This window comes from Methylorubrum sp. B1-46, from assembly GCF_021117295.1.
Classification (GTDB): Bacteria; Pseudomonadota; Alphaproteobacteria; order Rhizobiales; family Beijerinckiaceae; genus Methylobacterium.
The window spans coordinates 4,248,680-4,267,458 of record NZ_CP088247.1; the positions used below are offsets into that span (position 1 = coordinate 4,248,680).

Consider the following 18,779-nt stretch of genomic DNA (forward strand, 5'->3'; position numbering starts at 1 on the left):
GTTTGCTGGCGAACAGCGAGAGGAACGGGCGAGAATGAAGCCGGCAGATCAACCCGCTCCGCCCTGGCAGCAGGCACGCTTCGTCGCCGTGGCCCTGATCGTCGGGGCCCTTACGGGCGTGTTCGGCGGCCTCTTCCATCTCGCCATCGACAGGATCATCGATTGGCCGGCATGGCTCGCCGGCCAGACCGAGGGCTGGCGGTTGATCGCGGCGAGCGCCGTCATCACCATGGCGGCCACGGTCTTCGCCGTGTTCATCACCCGGCGCTTCGCCCCGGAAGCGAGCGGGAGCGGGGTTCCGGAGATCGAGGGGGCCATCGCCGGCATCCGGCATGTCCACTGGGAGCGCGTGCTGCCGGTGAAGTTCATCGCCGGCATCGCGGCGATCGGCTCAGGGCTCGTTCTCGGCCGGGAGGGACCGACCATTCACATGGGCGGCTCGGCGGCGCTCGCGGCGTCCGAGATGTTCCGGGTGCGAGACGTCGATCGGCGGGCGCTGCTGGCGGCCGGTGCGGGGGCCGGTCTCGCCTGCGCCTTCAATGCCCCGATGGCGGCCGTGCTGTTCGTCATCGAGGAAACGCGCAAGCAGTTTCCCTACAGCTTCCGGAACTACATGGGGGTGTTCGCGGCCGCGATCACCGGAACCGCGGTGACCCAAATGATCTCGGGCGCGCGGCCGGACCTGCCGCTCTCCGCCGGGCCGACGGCGCTGGCGTCGTTGCCGGCCTTCGCCGTTCTGGGCATCATCCTGGGTGCGGTGGGCGTGCTGTTCAATCGATGCATCCTGGCGATGCTGGACATCGCCGCCGCCTGGCAGAAGGGTGCCCCGTATGTCTGGCCTGCCCTGGTCGGGCTGCTCGTGGGCACCCTGCTGATCCTCGCTCCGCGCACCGTGACGGGCGGGGAACAGGTCATTTCACAGATCGCCGTTCTGACCCCGAGTGCGGGCGTGCTCCTGATGCTGGCGGTCGTCTGTTATTCCGTCGGCACGCCGGGCGGCATTTTCGCGCCGATCCTCTCGCTGGCGGCCTGCATCGGCTTGGCCTTCGGCCTGCTCGCCCAGATGATGTTCCCCGAGGTCTTGTCCGGCATCGGGGTGACGCCCGTTTCCTTCGGCATCGTGGCGATGGCCGCGCTCTTCAGCGCAACCGTGCACGCGCCGGCCGTGGGCGTGGTGCTGGTGCTCGAACTCACGACCGCCTATGCGCTCGTCCTGCCCATGCTGACGGCCTGCCTGACGGCGAGCCTCGCGGCCCAATGGCTCGGCGGCCGCCCGATTTATGAACAGATGCTGGAACGCGCCCTTGCCCAGGCCGGCAGGGTGCCGGCCAAGAGCCCGGACAACGGCCCGGATATCGGTCTGGCGGCCGATCGGGATCGTGCGCGGCTCTGACGTCCGCCTCCAAGCCGGCCAAGGCACTCGTTGACGGCTCGCCGCCGCAACTCTTCCCGCACGGCCGCCCCGAGGGCCGGGCCGCCGGAGTTCGGAGGCGACAGGTCGGGACGAGGCGGTCGTCGAGGCCGGCCGCCGTCGCCGTTGACGTCCGAGCGAGGCGCGGCCCGGATGCCACGCCGGAGATCCCGGCTGCGGCACGGATTCGGAGCGATAGACGATCCGCTCAAGGATAAATGCCGCGTCAGGCCGCAACATTTCATACGGGTGGCGGAGGCGGCGGTGGAGGCGGCAAGGGCAGTACCGGCGGCGGCGGGGGAGGCGGCGGCGGCGGCGGCAAAACCAACGGCGGCGGCGGTGGAGGGGGACCGGGCGGTGGCGGAAGGGGCTGCGCGAGCGTCACCGTGCTGGCGGCAAGCGCCGCAGTGGCGATGATCCATCGCTTCATCATGGGCGAACCTCCATGGAGCGTGCCAAGCTGTGCAGCACTTCGGACAACACGGAAACGACGGATGGAGGCGCGTTCGGCCCCCCTCATCCTCGGCGCCTCTTCTTCCAGCAGCCCCGCTCACTCGGCCCCGTCCAGGGCCTGCCGGTTCGACCGCCTGGACAGGAAAGGGCTGAGTGTCTCTCACAAAACTTCCGCTGCACTGTCCTCGCCAGAGCGAGAACGGTCGGCGACCGGGAGTTTTGTGAGGCACTCTGAGTATCGAGCAAATCGATATCGCCCTCTGAAGTCGACACTCGACCCGCCGCAGAAGGGATGACGCTCATCGATCAGCCGGATTTCGCCGACGGATCGACCGCTGAGCACTGTCGAAGCGCCGATGCAGAAAGGTCATTCGATGATGCAGGCATATCTGCATCAGAACACCTTCTTCAGCTCTCCATCGATCTTCGACCACAACGAAGCGGACGGCGCCTTCCTGCACTCTTCAGCGATCAGGGGTGTGACCTTCTCGACTCCAGCGATATCGATCGCCACCACATCGGGCTTCTTCTGCCCCTGTTTGTAGCCTGCGGCCCAGGCGACGACTTTTGGTTTGAACGTATCTTCGAACCCGTTGAATTCCTCGTAGGTGACTTTTTCGAGCGGCTTGCTCGCCAACTTTTCCTGATTCTTATCGGCGCTCTTCCCGCTAGAGATTTCGGCCTGAACGAGACCGGCGGATAAGACGACCGCAAGGGCGGACAGCAGGTAAGTCTTCGAAGATCCTGTGCGCATGATGAGCTCCTTTGTCTTGGCTTGATGCCATCGACCGCATCGCCTCGAAATTCCGAGTGCCGAAGTCCGGCGATCTCGCCGGCCAACAGATCTCAGTGCGACGGGCCGATCACTGGTCGCGCCAGCGTCAAATGATGATGCCTTATGATTTGATGCGGCTGGACGTTCGACTTGTTCGGGTGACTGAGGCCCGGAAACCAAATCAGCAGGATCGACCGGGCCAAACACGAAGATGAGGATAGCCCACTTGTGTGAGGGGCCTCCAGGACCAGCATGTCGTCGAAAGTCGCTGTCCCAACTCTAGCGTGAACGGCCACCGCCGGGGTGGTTCCGAACGATTGCAACTTAAAAGATACAACATGCGACCATTTGCGAGGCAAGAATTCTCAGGTCGCCAGTCCGTCCCGAACGCGGGATAGCCTCACACTGTCGGCAAGAGCATCCCGCGATCGTCGATATACGGTTCCGCCGACGGGCCGGACCGGATCAGTACGCTTGCGCGCGCCCGCGATGCTGCAGGCATTGAGGCGGACGCCGTCGAAGAAGGCGGTTCGGAGCGGATCAGCCCTCCTTGGTGAGGGGGACGGCGACGAAGCGGATCTGGCCCCTGGCGCTCTTCACGCGCATCAGCACGGCCTTGCGGCCATTCGACTCCGCGGCGCGGATCTGGGCCTGAACGTCGGAGGGCTTCGAGACGCTGGTGCCGCCGACATCCAGGATCACGTCACCCTGGGAGATGCCCTTCGCGGCGGCCGGTCCGGTTGGATCGACATCCATCACCGCCACGCCCTCGTCGCCGAGGCCGGTCTCGCTGGCCGGCGCCAGGTCGAGTCCGAGCCTGACCCGACCGCTCGGCGTGTCGTCACCGCGACTCGCCATCTTGCTGTCGCCCGGCAGCGTGCCGAGTTGGACGGTGGCCGTCTCGCTTTTGCCGCCCCGCAGATAGGCGAGCTTCACCTCGGTGCCGGGCTTGAGGCCGGCGATCAGCCGCGACAGATCGCGCGCGTTGTTCACGGGCACGCCGTTGACCGACTCGATCACGTCGCCCGACTTCAGACCCGCCTTGGCCGCTGGCGTACCGCTCTCGGCGTCATTGACGAGCGCACCCTTGGCCTTGTCGAGGCCGAGCCCCTCGGCGATTTCCTTCGTCACCGGCTGGACCTGCACGCCGAGATAGCCGCGCACCACCTTGCCGTCGGCCCGGAGCTGATCGACCACCGTCTGCACCGTCTCGGCGGGGATCGCGAAGGCGAGACCGACGGAGCCGCCGGACGGCGAGGCGATCGCCGTGTTCACGCCCACGACCTCGCCGTTGACGTTGAAGGTGGGCCCACCGGAATTGCCCTTGTTGATCGGCGCGTCGATCTGCAGGAAGTCGTCGTAGGGGCCGGCGCCGATGTCGCGGCCGCGGGCCGAGACGATGCCCGCCGTCACCGTGCCGCCAAGGCCGAACGGATTGCCGATGGCCACGACCCAGTCGCCCACCCGCGGCGCCCCCTTGCCGAATTGGACATAGGGGTAGCTGCCGCTCTCGGTGATCTTCAGGAGGGCGATGTCGGTTTTCGGATCCTTGCCGATCACCTTGGCGTCGAGAGTGCGGCTGTCGTCGAGGGTGACCTGCACGGTCTTGGCCTTGTCGACGACGTGGTTGTTGGTGACCACGTAGCCGTCCGCAGAGATGATGAAGCCGGAGCCGACCCCGCCGCGCTGCGGCATGCCGCGCCCGCCCGGTCCACCTTGGCCGAAGCGCCTGAAGAACTCGCGCAATTGCGGCGGCACCTGCTGCAGGTTGGGGCCGCCGGGGCCATCGTCGTCATCGTCGAGGTTGTTGTCGAGCTTCACCTTTACGGCGACGACGCCGGGCTTCACCTTGTCGACGACGTTGGCGAAGGAGCCCGGCGGGTGCTCGGGGGCTTCGATCGGGGTCTTGGGCAGGGCCTGGGCATGGGCCGGCATGGCGGCTTCGGTCAGACCGAACCCGGCAGCGCCGCCCGCAACGAGGGCGGCCGCGGCGGCGGAGGCGATAACGCGGCGGCGAACAGTCAGGGTCATGGAAATCTCCAAGGATCGATCACTGGAGCCTGCCGCCCTACCGTGCTGGAACGCGGCCGGACGTCGGACCATGGGACAATGAGCGAAATTCTAAGTTGTGCCATCAGACCGCGGGGTGAAGGGAAGATTACAGCTTGACCGAATGCGGTCGCGGCTGCCGTCCGTCAGTATTCTTGAGGCCGATTGGGTCCGATTACGAACGGAGGATGGCTGGCTCATCGTCGCTCCCAGCCATATGGGATCGGTCTGGCGCGCCACTTTCATTGATCCGGCGGTGAACTCTCACCAGCCCGCACCGTGTCTCCCAGCCTCAACCATTCAGCCCCTGCCGCAGGATCGCCCCACTGAGCCCCTGACGGCGTTTTTTGTATTCGGGCTACGGGGCTCAAGGTAGCCCTCGGCTTCCTGCCAGTCTTGGCAAGTCTCTGTGTGAATCCGCGTGCCTTCCAGCCCCCGGTGATCCGGACGCGTCGAGGCTGTGGTGGAGTCTGCCGCGGCCTCGGTCATCTTCCCTTCGCCCATCGCTCCGATGGGACCGCGCTCAGTGTCTCTCACAAAACTCCCGCTGCGCGTTCCTCGCCAGAGCCAGAACGGTCGGTGACCGGGAGTTTTGTGAGGCGTTCCGTTCGGCCGAGCGCGCCAGCAGGCCCTGCGCGGCATGCGCTGCGTTCGCGGGAGGAGGGCAGCGCTGGGGCTCCTCGGCACTGGAAGGCCGGATGAACCGATGTTGCACGCCGAAACACAGTGGAAGACATGCCTTGCAAATCAGGCTGAAAGGCTTATCCCAAGCTTGGCCTTATCAGCGCCGATTCTCCGAGGAGTTTGGATGACCATAGACAAGCAGCCTGATCGCACGTCCGCGCCGCTCGCCTTTGTCTCTGACCAGAACTATCCAGAAAATCTCGACCACGCCCCCGATCAACCTGTTGCCGACGAACAAGATACGGCCGAACGTCATCAGAAAGCGACTGTGTCGCCGACCAACGCCTTCGAAGGGTTCGGTTCCTTTTCCGGCTGAGACACCGTCGGCAAGCCGTTCCGGCGAGGCTTCGCCCCTGGCATTCAGCGCGCCTCGCCGCAATCTGCGTATCCCGGCGGCAGGCTCAGGGATGCCGACCGAGGGTGACCGCTCAATGCCCCCGCTCCCCGGCCGCGTCCTCTCGGACCGCGGCGAGAGCATCGTGAGAGACACGGGCGGCACGGTCTCGACCAAGGTGGTGCGGACCCGTTCTGTCCTCGATCGATCACGTCAACCGCACCGTCCGGTTGATGCCCGTTCCGAATTCCGGGTTTCCGAAGGGCCGTGAGGCCCTTCGGCGGGTGTTCAGGGCGGCGCCCTGAGACCGGCGAAGCCGGCTCTACTCCGCCGCGTGCGGAAGGCCCGTTCCCCCGATCCAGGCGGCAAGGTCGTCTCGCGCTCGATCGGTCAGCGCCCGCTTCTTGAGCGCCGCCTTCTCGGGGCCGCGCAGGCGCTTGCCGGTCTCGTTGCGCGGCATCCGCTCCAGCGGCGGGAACAGCCCGAAATTCACGTTCATCGGCTGGAACGAGCGCGGCGCGTTGGCCCCCGCATCCTCGCTCGCCTCGACATGGCCGCCGGTGATGTGGCCGATGAGCGCCCCGAGCGCCGTCGTCGGCGGCAGGGGGGCGAGCGTGGTCCCCTCGGCTTCCGCCAGCGCGTAGCGGCCGGCCATCAGCCCGACCGCGGCGCTCTCGACATAGCCCTCGCAGCCGGTGATCTGGCCGGCAAAGCGCAGTTGCGGCCTTGCCTTCAGCCGCAGGGTCGCGTCGAGCAAGCGCGGGCTGTCGAGATAGGTGTTGCGATGCAGACCGCCGAGGCGCGCGAACTCGGCGTTCTCAAGGCCCGGAATCGTGCGGAAGATCCGGACCTGCTCGGCGTGGCGCAGCTTGGTCTGGAAGCCCACCATGTTGAACAGGGTGCCGAGCGCATTGTCCTGCCGGAGCTGGACGATGGCGTAGGCTTTCACCGTCGGGTTGTGCGGGTTGGTGAGGCCGACCGGCTTCATCGGGCCGTGGCGCAGGGTCTCGGGTCCGCGCTCGGCCATCACCTCGATCGGCAGGCAGCCGTCGAAATAGGGGGTGGTGGCCTCCCATTCCTTGAACGCCGTCTTCTCGCCGGCGATGAGGGCGGCGACGAAGGCCTCGTACTGCTCCCGATCCATCGGGCAGTTGAGGTAATCCGCCCCCGTGCCGCCGGGACCGGCCTTGTCGTAGCGGGACTGGAACCACGCACGCCCCATGTCGATCGAGTCGCGATGGACGATCGGGGCGATGGCGTCGAAGAAGGCGAGCGATTCCCGGCCCGTCAGCGTGCCGACGGCCTCGGCCAGCGCCGGGGAGGTGAGGGGGCCGGTGGCGAGGATGGTCGAGCCCCACTCTTCCGGCGGCAGGTCCGCGACCTCCTCGCGGATGATCGTGATGTTCGGGTGCGCTTCGAGCGCCGCGGTGACGGCCCCCGAAAACCCGTCACGATCGACGGCGAGCGCCCCACCCGCGGGGACTTGGTTCGCGTCCGCCGCGCGCATGATCAGCGAGTCGAGGCTGCGCATCTCCTGATGCAGCAGGCCGACGGCGTTGCCGTTGGCGTCGTCCGAGCGGAAGGAGTTGGAGCAGACGAGTTCCGCCAGCCCCTCGGTCTGATGGGCATCGGTGCCGCGATGGGGCCGCATCTCGTGCAGCACGACCGTGCGGCCGCCCTGGGCGATCTGCCACGCGGCCTCCGAACCGGCGAGGCCGCCGCCGACGATATGGATCGGGTTGCTCATCACGACGGGATAGAACCACGCCGGTCCGCGATCAATGCGGGCGAGCGCCTGACGTCCTGCCGGACAGCCCTTCGGTGCCCAGGCCGCCCAGACATTGGGGAGGAGCGGATGTCCTGATCGCGTGATCCCGCCCCGAGCGCCGCCGGTCAGTGCAGCTTCGGCCCCATCAGGAAGCGATCGCGGTCGACGGACGTGAGCGCGAGCCGCGTCAGGCGCCCGTCCCGGTTGACGGTGAGCGGCACCCGCACGCCCGCTTCGCCGAGCGCCCAGACCTGCCGAAAGAATCCGGCGAGATCGGCCACCGGCTCGCCCGCCACCTCCATCAGCACGTCGCCCGCACGCAGGTCCGCGGCTTCCGCCGGGCCCTTGTCGGCGGCGCCCATCACCACGACGCCGTCTTCGGTCTCCGTCGCGTAGAGGCCGAGCCAGGGGCGCGGCGGGCGGTCGGCGCGACCGCGGGTCTCAAGATCGGCGAGGATCGGCGGCAGGAGGTCGATCGGCACGACCATGTTGATCGCCCGGCCCGCGCCCGAGCCGCCCTGTTGCAGTTGCAGCGAGCCGATGCCGATCAGCGCCCCGTCGGGCCCGATCAGGGCGGTACCGCCCCAGTGCGGGTGGGCGGGGGCGGTGAACAGGGCCTCGTCGAGGACGTATTCCCAGTATCCGGCGAATTCCTGCCGGGCGACGAGTTCGACCGCGACACTGTGCGAGCGCCCGCCCGCCCCGGCGATCACCGCACGCTCGCCGACCTGCAGCGCGTCCGCGCTTCCGAGCCTGAGGGCAGGCAGGTCGAGGCGGCCCAGCGCCTGGACGAGACCGAAGCCGGTCTCCCCGTCATAGCCAACGACGTAGGCCGGCACGGAACGCCCATCATGGGTCGTCAACCAGACGCTCTCGGCCTCCAGCACGAGGTAGCCGATGGTGAGCACCAGCCCGTCCTCGCGGATCATCACGCCGTTGCCCGCCCGCTCGGTGCCGAGCGTCTCCGCCGTAAAGGCTTCCGCCGGCACCCGGCTGGAGAGGGAGACCACCGAGGTCAGCGCCCGCTCCAGATTGTAGGCGTAGTCGCCGGCCTTCGGCTGCTGGGCGGCCGGAATCCTGAATTCGCCGTGCGCGGACATGGTCTTCGATTTCCCTGTGCCTCGCCCTGCTGCCGTCCGTGGAAGGCCTTTCCGCGAGGCGGCTCCACGCTGACGGGCGGCGCTTCCGGCACAGATAGGCGGCGCACATCACTCCGACACCCGTCCGGCACCGCGTCGAATGGCGCCCGTGTCGGGGTCCGGTCGTCGCGCCACGATCCTTCGGAAACGGATGAAGCCGCCCGGCCTCACGGCCGGACGGCTTCCAACTCCGGAGATCGGGAACGCGGTGCGTTCCCGGTCCGAATGATTAGTACTTGCGAACCAGCGGAGCCGGAGCCGGGGCCGCCGCCGCCGGGGTGTAGAGCGGGGCGATGATACGGAACCAGCCGTCGGTCGAGTAAGCCTCCCGGTTCGACGCGACCGGCACGCCACCGATGATGTCCGTCTGCCGGTTCGTCGTCACGACGTCGCGGGCGACGTAAGCCTGAACCGAGAACGGTCCGAAGTCGTAACCGATGAGGCCGCCGAGGGCGAATCGGCCGCCGCGCCCGATGCGGCTGTTCGGGTTGTTCGGGAAGGCGAGCAGGTTCGGGTCGAGGTTGACCGTGCCGTAGCCGATGGCGCCGATCTCGAACTTGCCGAACTTCTTGGTCGCGGTCAGGTCGAGGTTGAACGCGTCCGAGATCTGCACCGGGCCGAAGAAGCCGGGGATGCCGTTGCGGCCGTCGAAGCGGCTGGGCGAGTCGTAGAAGTTGTAGGTCAGGTTGGCGGTCAAGTTCCAGCCGTCGCCGGTGTAGCTGATCGCGCCGCCGACGCGGTAGGTGTTGGAGGCCAGGATGTTCAGGCCGCCGCCACGACCGGCGTTGAGCTCGTTGAGGTAGGAACCGCCGAGCAAGCTGACGCCGATGTTGCCACCGAGGTCGAACGCCCAGATCGCGCCGACGAAGGTGCCGACGTTGATCGAGGTGTCACGGCTGCCAGCGGCGCGGCTGAAGGTGAACACGGTCGGGGGAGCCACGACGAACTCGAGGCGGCCGCCGAACGGCACGAAGGGGGTCGACCACACCAGGATCGGGATGTTGACGGCGGTGTCGACCGCGGTCGCATTCGGGCCGTCCGGGCTGCGGTAGGTGAAGGTGTTGATCGCGTAGATGCCCTCGGGGAGCGGCGCGCCGACGGCCAGACCGACCTGCTCACCGGGAACCGTGGTCGTCTGCGCCTGGGCGACGGTCGTCGTCATTCCGGCCGTTAGCGCGATCGCGCCTGCGGCGAGCCAGTTCTTCATCATTTTTCTCGTTCCTTCCCAAGGATTTCAGGCGTCCGCCCCGTAGCGCCCGCACACCTTTCGCCTCCCTCTCTCCCCAGAGCGGGACGGCTGGTGTGATGCCGGGGCCCCCTACGGCCGCACCTCAAGTCTCGACGTTGGGAACTATTCTACAGACCGGCCGCGAAAGACAGGGGATTGCCTTCAATCTCGGCAGTTCGGATCTCACCGTTGCGCAAAAGCCGCATTTTCGCTGCGGAGCAACCAAGCCCTTAACGAATCCTTACCGCTTCTACCTTCGGCCAATGCAGTGCGACAGGGTGGATGCAGGTGAAATAGTACATTTTCATCAAGCAATTGGCTGTCACGTCCGGCCGGGAGGCTTCGGCAGGGCAGGGCGGGCGATTGCGCAAGTGCGAATGCCGGATTCCCGCCCGGCCGGGCCGTTGCATCCGCGCACGGCGCTCCGAATCATCGCTTCGGCCCCTCGCTGCAGCCGGTTCGGAGCCGGCCGTCGTCAGGTTGTGCCGGCCCTCGCGTGGAGGCGGAGCCCGCCCCCTACTCGGCGGCTTGCCGGCCTGCAGCCGCGCCGCGGCGGCGCGGGGCGGCCCCCGGCTTGGCCTTATCGGCCCCCTTGGTCTCCGGCTTCCCGGCGGGACGCCGCGCCAGCACCTCACGCAGGAAGCGCCCGGTATGGCTCGCCGTGCTCGCGGCGATCTCCTCCGGCGTGCCCTGGGCCACGACGCGGCCGCCGCCGTCGCCGCCCTCGGGGCCCATGTCGATCACCCAATCGGCGGTCTTGATGACTTCGAGGTTGTGCTCGATCACCACGACGGTGTTGCCCTGATCGACCAGTTCGTGGAGCACCTCCATCAGCTTGGCCACATCGTGGAAGTGCAGGCCGGTGGTCGGCTCGTCGAGGATGTAGAGGGTGCGCCCGGTGGCGCGCTTCGACAGCTCCTTGGAGAGCTTCACCCTTTGCGCCTCGCCGCCCGACAGAGTGGTCGCCTGCTGGCCGACGCGGACGTAGTGCAGGCCGACGCGCGCCAGCGTCTCCATTTTTTCGCGAATGGACGGCACGGCTTTGAACAGGTCGGCGGCCTCCTCGACCGTCATGTCGAGCACGTCGGCGATGGACTTGTTGCGGTAGCGCACCTCCAGCGTCTCGCGGTCGTAGCGCTTGCCCTTGCACACGTCGCAGGTGACGTAGACGTCGGGCAGGAAGTGCATCTCGATCTTGATGACGCCGTCACCTGAGCAAGCCTCGCAGCGCCCGCCCTTCACGTTGAACGAGAAGCGCCCGGCCTGGTAGCCGCGGGCCTTGGCCTCGGGCAGGCCGGCGAACCAGTCGCGGATCGGGGTGAAAGCGCCCGTGTAGGTCGCCGGGTTCGAGCGCGGGGTGCGGCCGATCGGCGATTGATCGATGTCGATGACCTTGTCGAGATGCTCCAGCCCGTCGATCCGCTCGAACGGGGCCGGGTGCTCCAGGGCACCGTTGAGGCGCTTGGCCGCCGCCTTGTAGAGCGTGTCGATGATCAGCGTGGACTTGCCGCCGCCGGAGACGCCGCTGATGCAGGTGAAGGTTCCGAGCGGGATCTCCGCCGTCACGTTCTTCAGGTTGTGGCCGCGCGCGCCCACCAGCCGCAGCATCCCGCGTCCGGGCTTGCGCCGTGCTTTCGGCGTCCGCACCGAGAGTTCGCCGGTCAGGTATTTGGCCGTCAGCGAGGCCGGGTCCTTCAGGAGTTCCTCCGGCGTGCCCTGGGCGACGATCTCGCCGCCGTGGATGCCGGCGCCCGGGCCGACATCGACGACATAGTCGGCCTGGAGGATCGCGTCCTCGTCGTGCTCGACCACGATGACCGAGTTGCCCAGATCCCGCAGGCGCTTGAGGGTGCCGAGCAGGCGCTCGTTGTCGCGCTGGTGCAGGCCGATCGAGGGTTCGTCGAGGACGTAGAGTACGCCGGTGAGCCCCGAGCCGATCTGCGAGGCGAGCCGGATGCGCTGGCTCTCACCGCCTGAGAGCGAGCCCGAGCCGCGGGCGAGCGTCAGGTATTCAAGGCCGACATCGACGAGGAAGGTCAGCCGATCGCGGATCTCCTTGAGGATGCGGACCGCGATCTCGTTCTGCTTGTCGGTGAGCTTGCCCGAGATCTCCGAGAACCAGCGATGCGCCTCGCGGACGGAGAGGGCGGTGACCTGGCCGATATCCTGCCGGTCGATCTTGACCGCGAGTGCCTCGGGCTTGAGCCTTTTGCCGTCGCAGGCGGCGCAAGGGGTGGCGCTCATGAAGCGGCCGATTTCTTCGCGCGAGGCGTCGCTCTCGGTCTCCTTGTAGCGCCGCTCCAGGTTCGGGATCACGCCCTCGAACGGCTTGTTGACCGAGTAGGAGCGCAGGCCGTCATTGTAGTCGAAGCGCACCGACTCCTTGCCCGTGCCGAACAGGATCACCGCGCGGGCCTGCTCCGGCAGCGCCGACCACGCCACGGAGGTCTTGAAGCCGAAATGCTTGGCCAGGGCGTCGAGCGTCTGGTCGTAATAGGGTGAGGTCGATTTCGCCCAGGGACCCACCGCGCCGCGCTTCAGGGTCAGCGCAGAGTCGGAGATCACCAGTTCGGGATCGATCCGCATCTCGTGGCCGATGCCGCCGCAGGTCGGGCAGGCGCCGAACGGGTTGTTGAACGAGAACAGCCGCGGCTCGATCTCGGGGATGGTGAAGCCGGAGACCGGACAGGCGAAGCGCGACGAGAACGTGATTTTTTTCGGGGTTTCGCCTTCCGGCGCATCGGCGAACTCGATGTCGGCGATCCCGTCGGCCAGTTCCAGCGCGGTCTCGAAGGAATCGGCCAGCCGCGCGGCGATGTCGTCGCGCACGACGATGCGGTCCACCACCACGTCGATGTCGTGCTTGAGCTTCTTGTCGAGCTTCGGCACGTCGTCGATCGCGTAGTACTCGCCGTCGATGCGAAGGCGCTGAAAGCCCTTCTTCTGGAACTCGGCGATCTCCTTGCGGTACTCGCCCTTGCGGCCGCGCACCACGGGCGCGAGCAGGTAGAGCCGGGTCTTCTCCGGCAATTCCAGCACCCGGTCGACCATCTGAGAGACGGTCTGGCTCTCGATCGGCTCGCCGGTGGCCGGCGAGTAGGGGATGCCGACGCGCGCCCAGAGCAGGCGCATGTAGTCGTAGATCTCGGTCACCGTGCCGACGGTGGAGCGCGGGTTCTTCGAGGTCGTCTTCTGCTCGATGGAGATGGCCGGCGAGAGCCCATCGATCTGATCGACGTCGGGCTTCGACATCATCTCCAGGAACTGGCGGGCATAGGCCGAGAGCGATTCGACGTAGCGGCGCTGCCCTTCCGCGTAGATCGTGTCGAAGGCCAGCGACGACTTGCCCGAGCCCGACAGGCCGGTGAACACCACGAATTTATCGCGGGGGATCGTCAGGTCGACGTTCTTGAGATTGTGCTCGCGGGCGCCACGCACCGAGATGACGCGGGTGTCGCGCGCGGCCGGGGCGGCCGCGTCGAACAGGGCGGCCAGCCGTGCGTCGGTCCTCGCCTCGGCCGTGTCCTGGCTTCCCACTTTATTCGTGGAGGCCTTGTTCTTGGCGTCCTTGATCTTGGCATCCTTGATCTTGGCATCCTTGGCCGTGGTCTCGGCTTTGCGGGCTTTGGCTGTGGCCATGGGCGACGAATTCTCTGCGGCGGATCCGGGCCGCCCGGATGCGGCGCCCCCTCGATCGTTCGGACGGCAACGGGCGTGCCGCGCGGGAAAACAGTATCCGGGGACGGAGATGGGTTCCCAGCGGCCCGAAACCACTAGAACGGAACGGGTACGACGGCAACGCCGACCTGCTCTGCGCGGCGGGGAAGGCGGATCGGACGCGGTCCGCGGTGCCGGAGACCGACTGGCCGGGCCTCCGGCCTGAGCCGAACCGGATTCGGCCCCAGACCCATCCGGGGTTCCGGCATCGTGCGTCCGCACGACTTCTGAGGTCGAGACCTTCGGGTTCGTCCTGCCATCGGCCCGCATCGTGTCGTCGATCGCGGTGGCCTGCGGATCGGCCAGGAAAGCCGGCCGGTCGGTCGCCTCAATCCGGTCCGCCGTGAGCCTATCGCGGGCCAATATCTCTCGGCCCAAGCCTAAACCCGATGGAATCGCCCAAAAACACGCCAACCGCCAAAATAATAGCCAAGCAAACTGAAAGGTATTTTAGAAGTAATTTAAGAACAATTTCGCTAAACCTCAGCACAGTCTGATCAATGCTAAGAAGCACAGCCGTAGAGTGCTCTCGGGGGTTGCATGAACGACTTATCCCTTGCCGAGGTGGTTGGTGCGTCTGCGCGCGCCCTGAAGAACGAGGCCTCATCGAATCTCGGTGCCATTCAGTCGATTGCGAGCCGCATGAAGCTGCTGGCCCTGAACGCGCTCATCGAGGCGGCCCATGCCGGCGAGAAGGGCGCGGGCTTCTCGGTCGTCGCGCAGGAAGTCCGAACCGTCTCGGGCGAGGTCGAGACCCTGGCCGCCGCGCTCGGGCTCGGCCTCAGAACCGGCGTGGACGACCTCACCGGGGCCGTCGCGCGGCTGGCAGGCGAGGCCCGCGCCACCCGCTGCGTGGACCTCGCGCTGAACGCCGTCGAGTTGATCGACCGCAATCTCTACGAGCGCACCTGCGACGTGCGCTGGTGGGCGACCGACGCCGCCCTGGTCGCTTGCGCACAGCATCCCGCACCGGAGGCCGCGGCCTACGCGGCCGAGCGGCTCGGCGTGATTCTCTCGGCCTACACGGTCTATCTCGATCTCTGGCTGTGCGATCTCCAGGGCAGGGTGATCGCCAGCGGCCGGCCCGACACCTATCCCGGCGTCGTCGGGGCGCAGGTCGAGGCCGAGGCGTGGTTCCGGGATGCCTGCGCCCTGCACAGCGGCGACGCCTTCACGGCGGTCGACGTGCGGACCGAGCCGCGCCTGCGCGGGGCGCAGGTCGCCACCTACTGCGCCAGCGTGCGGGACGGCGGTCGCCCGGAGGGGGCGCCACTCGGCATTCTCGCCATCCATTTCGACTGGCAGCCGCAGGCCCGCGCCATCGTCCAGGGCGTCCGGTTGGGCGCGGGCGAGCGGGAGCGGACTCGCGTGATGCTGCTCGACGCCCGCAACCGCGTGATCGCCTGCTCCCGGGGCGAGGGGGTGCTGAGCGAGACCTACCGCCTGCGCACGGACGGACGGTCCCAGGGCCATTACCGCGACGAGCGGGACCGCCTCGTCGCCTTCCACGAGACCCCCGGCTACGAGACCTATAGCGGGCTCGGCTGGCGCGGCGTGATCGAACAACAGGTCGAATGAGGCGCCTATAGCCTGCCACGACATCCTGAAACGTATTCGGCCCGTATAGGCGGTTTGTGCGTGGCCAGACTGATGAAATCATAGCACGAATGCACTAAAATTAAGCAAAGCCGATAGGGCGAAATCCTTACTTTACGTTCGCCGGTCACGGTGCAGCGCAAACCGTTCGGATCGTTCCGTCATGAAGCTACCCTCGTCCCTGCGCGCCCGTATCGTCACCGTGGCGCTGATCCCCTGCCTCGCCTTCGGTGCCGCGGCGGGGGTGGCGGTGACGGAGCGGGTGGGTCAGGGCCGGGCAATGGCGCGGATGGAGGAGCTGGCCGGCCTCTCGGTCCGGATCGGCGCCTTCGTCCACGAGGCGCAGAAGGAGCGCGGGGCCTCCAGCCTCTATCTCGGTTCGAAGGGGAGCCAGTTCGCCCCGGAACTCGCCGCGCAGCGCACGTTGACGGATGCGGCGCGCGCCGCCCTGATCGCCGATCTCGACGCCGCCGGGGCGGGGGCGGATGCGGATTTCGCGCGCAAGGCGGCGGCCCTGCGCGCTCGGCTCGGCGGGATCGAGCGGCATCGCGGCGCGGTGGACCGGCTGGAGGTCGGCGTGCCGGCCAACCTCGCGGTCTATAGCGGCGTCATCGCCGGGGCCCTCGGGGTCGTGCGCGGGGTGGCGCAGATCGCCGCCGACCCGGCCATCGGCACCCGCGTCTCCGCCCTGTCTGCCTTCCTCTCGCTCAAGGAGTTCGCCGGCCAGGAGCGGGCGGCGGCCTCCGCCGCCTTCGCCGCGGGCGCGATCGATCTCGCGGGCCTGCGCCGACTCACCGGACTGGCCTCGGATCAGGCGACCTTCGAGGGGCTGTTCCGCGCCGCGGGCGCCGCGGAGGAGATCGCCGCGCTCGATGCGGCGAACGCTTCGGAGGCCGCCCGCGAGGTCGCCCGGCTCCGCACCCTCGCCCTCGACACGGCGCCCGGCCAGACACCCGCCTTCACCGACGCCAAGGGCTGGTTCCGGCTCGCCACCCAGCGCATCGACGAGTTGAAGGGGATCGAGGATCGCCTGACCGCCGCCCTGGCGCGGGAGGCGGGGGCGGCGCGGGCGCGGGCCGAGCACACGGTTCTGCTCTGGGCCGGGACGGCGCTCGCCACCCTGCTGCTCTCGGTGGGGCTGGCCTTCGGCCTCGGTTCGGCGATCGCCCGTCCCCTGAGCCGCATGGCGCGGGCGCTCACCGCGATCGGGCAAGGTGAGACCGAGGTGGAGATCCCCGTGAACGGGCCGGGCGAGCTGCGCAGCATCGCCGCCGCGGCCCTCGCCTTCCGCGACAGCGTGGCCGAGCGGGCCCGCATCCGCGCCGCCCAGGAGCGCGGCGCCGAGGAGGAGGCCGCTCGCCGCCAGGCGGCGATGATGGCGGTGGCCGACGGGTTCGAGGCGCGGGTCGGCGGCATCGTCGAGGCGGTCTCGGCGGCCGCACAGCAACTGGAGGGCGCCGCCCAAGCGATGACCACGGCGGCGGGCGAGACCTCTGCGCTCAGCGCGTCCGCCGCGCAGGCCTCGGCCCAGGCGGCGCGCTCCTCCGACGGCATCGCCGCGGCGACCGAGGAACTGTCGGCCTCGATCCGCGAGATCTCGGCCCAGGTCGGCTCCTCGGCGCTGGCGGCGAGTGCCGCCGAGGAGGAGGCGGCCCGCACGGCGGGAGAGGTCGAGCGCCTCGCCGCGGCCGCGAGCAGCATCGGCCAGATCGTCGGGCTGATCTCGCAGATCGCCGGCCAGACCAATTTGCTCGCCCTCAACGCCACCATCGAGGCGGCCCGCGCCGGTGAGGCGGGACGGGGCTTTGCCGTCGTCGCGGCGGAGGTGAAGGGGCTCGCCGCCCAGACGGCGCGGGCTACCGACGAGATCGCCGGGCGAATGGCGGAGATCGAGGCCGCCACCGGCGCCTCGGTCACAGGCATCACCGGCATCGCCCGCACCATCCGCGACCTGTCGCGGATCTCCGGCGACATCGCCGCTGCGGTCGAGCAGCAGGGCGCGGCCACCGCCGAGATCGCCCGCACCACGGTCGAGACCTCGGGAGGTGCGCGCCGCGCCTCGAACGACGTGGCGGGCGTGGCCCGCACCGCCGACGATGCCAGCACCGGTTCGGGCCAGGTGCTCGACGCGGCGAGCGATCTCGCCCGTCAGGCGACGGCCCTGCGCAGGGAGGTCGGCGGCTTCCTCGCCCAGGTCCGGGCGGCCTGAATTGGGGTTTCGAAAGGGCGAGCCCTTTCGCGGATCCAGGGCGGAGCCCTGGTTGAAGGGCGATCGGGGCGCTGCCCCGAGACCCCGCCAAAGGGATGATCCCCTTGGAATCCCGGGCCTCAGTGCCGCGCTTCGCCCGCCGCGGGCGTGTCGTGCACGGCGCTGACCTCCTCGGCGATCCGCGGCTCGACCTTGAGGTTCTGGCGCATGCTCTGGAGATGGTCGGTCACCACCAGCGTGCCGGGCTTGAGGCCTTTGAGCACGGCGGTGTTGTCGCCGTAGACGTCGCCGACCTCGATCGCGGTCATGTGGACGGTGCCGGCCTCGTCCACGGTCCAGACCACCTGCTGGTCGAGCTGGGCCGAGAGCGCGACCGTCGGCACTAGGAGACGCTCCTGCCGGCCGACTTCGATGCGCGAGCGGACGAAGCGGCCGGGCAGGTAGCGCTCGTCCGCGTTGTCGAGCCAAGCCTGGATCAGGCGGCGGCCGGTGCGGGGATCGAAGCGGTTGTCGAGCCGGTAGATCGTGGCCTCGCGCACGGGCTGGCGCTGGACGTCGAGAAGCTGGACCTTCACCCGCCCCTCGCCTTGAGCGACCCGCACGGCCTCCGCATCCTCGGAGGAGAGCGCCATCTGCACGTCGATCGGGTTCACCTGCACCACGGAGACGAGGTTGGTCTGGTTCTCGATCACCATGTCGCCGATATTGGCCATGGACAGACTGGAGCGCCCGTCGAAGGGCGCGCGGATCACCGCGTATTCGAGGTTCAGCCGCTGGCGGGCCATGGCGGCCTCCGCCTCTTCGAGCTTGGCATTCGCGGTGGCGAGGTTCGACTGGTTCTGCTGGGCGCGCTGCTCGGTGGCGAAGCCCTTGTCGGCGAGCTGCTCGGTGCGGTTCACCTCGGCCTGGGCGAAGTCGAGGGTGGCCTTGGCCTGGTCGCGCAAGGCCTGCGCCGACTTGAGGGCGACCTCGAACGGGCGCGGGTCGATGCGGAACAGCACCTGACCCTTCTTCACGTGGCCGCCGGGCTCGAACGGGCGCTCGACCACGAAGCCGGTCACGCGGGCCTGCAGGGCGGCGTCGCGGGGCGAGACGATGGTGCCGGTATACTCGAAGGCGACCGGCACCTCCTGACTGCTGGCGCGCACCGCCTTCACCGCCAGCCGCGGCTCCTCCCTGGCGCGCTTGGTGTCGGCGCGGCTCGCCACCTTGAAGTGATGGGCGAGGAAGCCGGGGATCGGATGCCCCGCCCCCCACCACGCGCCCGCGGCGATCCCGAGCGCGCCGACGACGAGACCGGTGATGACGAAGCCGACGCCTTGGCGCACGAGAGCCATTCTCCGAGAGCGGGACGAGGCCGGCCGCCCGGCCTGTCCCGGGCGCGGCACCGGAGGGAACACGCGGAGTCCCAAGACG

The 18,779-nt window shown here is 68.4% G+C and carries 11 protein-coding genes; 4 read left to right on the forward strand and 7 right to left on the reverse strand.

Annotation, left to right across the window (positions count from 1 at the left end; genetic code table 11):
* Window positions 1–34: 34 nt before the first annotated feature.
* Entirely contained in the window at window positions 35–1,393 is a 1,359-nt protein-coding gene (gene clcA / locus LPC10_RS19855; RefSeq protein WP_231343990.1) for a H(+)/Cl(-) exchange transporter ClcA, read from the forward strand.
* A gap of 865 nt (window positions 1,394–2,258) precedes the next feature.
* Here the strand turns inward: clcA and LPC10_RS19860 are convergent.
* Both LPC10_RS19860 and LPC10_RS19865 read right to left on the reverse strand, forming a co-directional pair.
* The gene (locus tag LPC10_RS19860) at window positions 2,259–2,618 is read right to left on the reverse strand and encodes an acid-activated periplasmic chaperone HdeA (protein ID WP_231343991.1); all 360 of its coding nucleotides are present in this window, start codon (window positions 2,616–2,618) and stop codon (window positions 2,259–2,261) included.
* A gap of 561 nt (window positions 2,619–3,179) precedes the next feature.
* On the reverse strand, window positions 3,180–4,670 hold the full coding sequence (locus tag LPC10_RS19865) for a Do family serine endopeptidase (RefSeq protein WP_231343992.1): 1,491 nt from the start codon (window positions 4,668–4,670) through the stop codon (window positions 3,180–3,182).
* A gap of 826 nt (window positions 4,671–5,496) precedes the next feature.
* Between LPC10_RS19865 and LPC10_RS19870 the strand changes: the two genes are divergently transcribed.
* Window positions 5,497–5,688 (forward strand): hypothetical protein, encoded by a 192-nt coding sequence (locus tag LPC10_RS19870; RefSeq protein ID WP_231343993.1) that lies wholly within the window; start codon window positions 5,497–5,499, stop codon window positions 5,686–5,688.
* Between the two features lie 340 nt (window positions 5,689–6,028).
* Here the strand turns inward: LPC10_RS19870 and trmFO are convergent, their stop codons facing one another.
* The 4 genes from trmFO to uvrA form a co-directional block, all read right to left on the reverse strand.
* Window positions 6,029–7,453 carry a methylenetetrahydrofolate--tRNA-(uracil(54)-C(5))-methyltransferase (FADH(2)-oxidizing) TrmFO gene (trmFO, locus tag LPC10_RS19875; RefSeq protein WP_231343994.1) on the reverse strand — a complete coding sequence of 475 codons (1,425 nt, stop codon included), beginning with the start codon at window positions 7,451–7,453 and terminating at the stop codon, window positions 6,029–6,031.
* Window positions 7,454–7,599: 146 nt separating this feature from the next.
* Window positions 7,600–8,574, reverse strand: a complete 975-nt coding sequence (locus tag LPC10_RS19880; protein WP_231343995.1) for a S1C family serine protease — start codon at window positions 8,572–8,574, stop codon at window positions 7,600–7,602.
* Between the two features lie 268 nt (window positions 8,575–8,842).
* A complete protein-coding gene (locus tag LPC10_RS19885) occupies window positions 8,843–9,823 on the reverse strand; it encodes a transporter (protein WP_231343996.1) in 981 nt (326 codons plus the stop codon).
* A gap of 534 nt (window positions 9,824–10,357) precedes the next feature.
* On the reverse strand, window positions 10,358–13,480 hold the full coding sequence (gene uvrA / locus LPC10_RS19890; RefSeq protein WP_231343997.1) for an excinuclease ABC subunit UvrA: 3,123 nt from the start codon (window positions 13,478–13,480) through the stop codon (window positions 10,358–10,360).
* 618 nt (window positions 13,481–14,098) lie between these two features.
* Between uvrA and LPC10_RS19895 the strand changes: the two genes are divergently transcribed.
* Together LPC10_RS19895 and LPC10_RS19900 are read left to right on the forward strand one after the other, a co-directional pair.
* Window positions 14,099–15,136, forward strand: a complete 1,038-nt coding sequence (locus LPC10_RS19895) for a methyl-accepting chemotaxis protein (protein ID WP_231343998.1) — start codon at window positions 14,099–14,101, stop codon at window positions 15,134–15,136.
* Between the two features lie 181 nt (window positions 15,137–15,317).
* The gene (locus LPC10_RS19900; protein WP_231343999.1) at window positions 15,318–17,363 is read left to right on the forward strand and encodes a methyl-accepting chemotaxis protein; all 2,046 of its coding nucleotides are present in this window, start codon (window positions 15,318–15,320) and stop codon (window positions 17,361–17,363) included.
* 119 nt (window positions 17,364–17,482) lie between these two features.
* Here the strand turns inward: LPC10_RS19900 and LPC10_RS19905 are convergent, their stop codons facing one another.
* A complete protein-coding gene (locus LPC10_RS19905; protein ID WP_231344000.1) occupies window positions 17,483–18,691 on the reverse strand; it encodes an efflux RND transporter periplasmic adaptor subunit in 1,209 nt (402 codons plus the stop codon).
* Window positions 18,692–18,779 lie beyond the last annotated feature (88 nt).

Excerpts from the sequence above, each read along its gene's own strand:
- clcA (WP_231343990.1), top strand. The coding sequence starts at position 35 with ATGAAGCCGGCAGATCAACCCGCTCCGCCCTGGCAGCAGGCACGCTTC.
- LPC10_RS19860 (WP_231343991.1), bottom strand. The coding sequence starts at position 2,618 with ATGCGCACAGGATCTTCGAAGACTTACCTGCTGTCCGCCCTTGCGGTC.
- LPC10_RS19865 (WP_231343992.1), bottom strand. The coding sequence starts at position 4,670 with ATGACCCTGACTGTTCGCCGCCGCGTTATCGCCTCCGCCGCCGCGGCC.
- LPC10_RS19870 (WP_231343993.1), top strand. The coding sequence starts at position 5,497 with ATGACCATAGACAAGCAGCCTGATCGCACGTCCGCGCCGCTCGCCTTT.
- trmFO (WP_231343994.1), bottom strand. The coding sequence starts at position 7,453 with ATGAGCAACCCGATCCATATCGTCGGCGGCGGCCTCGCCGGTTCGGAG.
- LPC10_RS19880 (WP_231343995.1), bottom strand. The coding sequence starts at position 8,574 with ATGTCCGCGCACGGCGAATTCAGGATTCCGGCCGCCCAGCAGCCGAAG.
- LPC10_RS19885 (WP_231343996.1), bottom strand. The coding sequence starts at position 9,823 with ATGATGAAGAACTGGCTCGCCGCAGGCGCGATCGCGCTAACGGCCGGA.
- uvrA (WP_231343997.1), bottom strand. The coding sequence starts at position 13,480 with ATGGCCACAGCCAAAGCCCGCAAAGCCGAGACCACGGCCAAGGATGCC.
- LPC10_RS19895 (WP_231343998.1), top strand. The coding sequence starts at position 14,099 with ATGAACGACTTATCCCTTGCCGAGGTGGTTGGTGCGTCTGCGCGCGCC.
- LPC10_RS19900 (WP_231343999.1), top strand. The coding sequence starts at position 15,318 with ATGAAGCTACCCTCGTCCCTGCGCGCCCGTATCGTCACCGTGGCGCTG.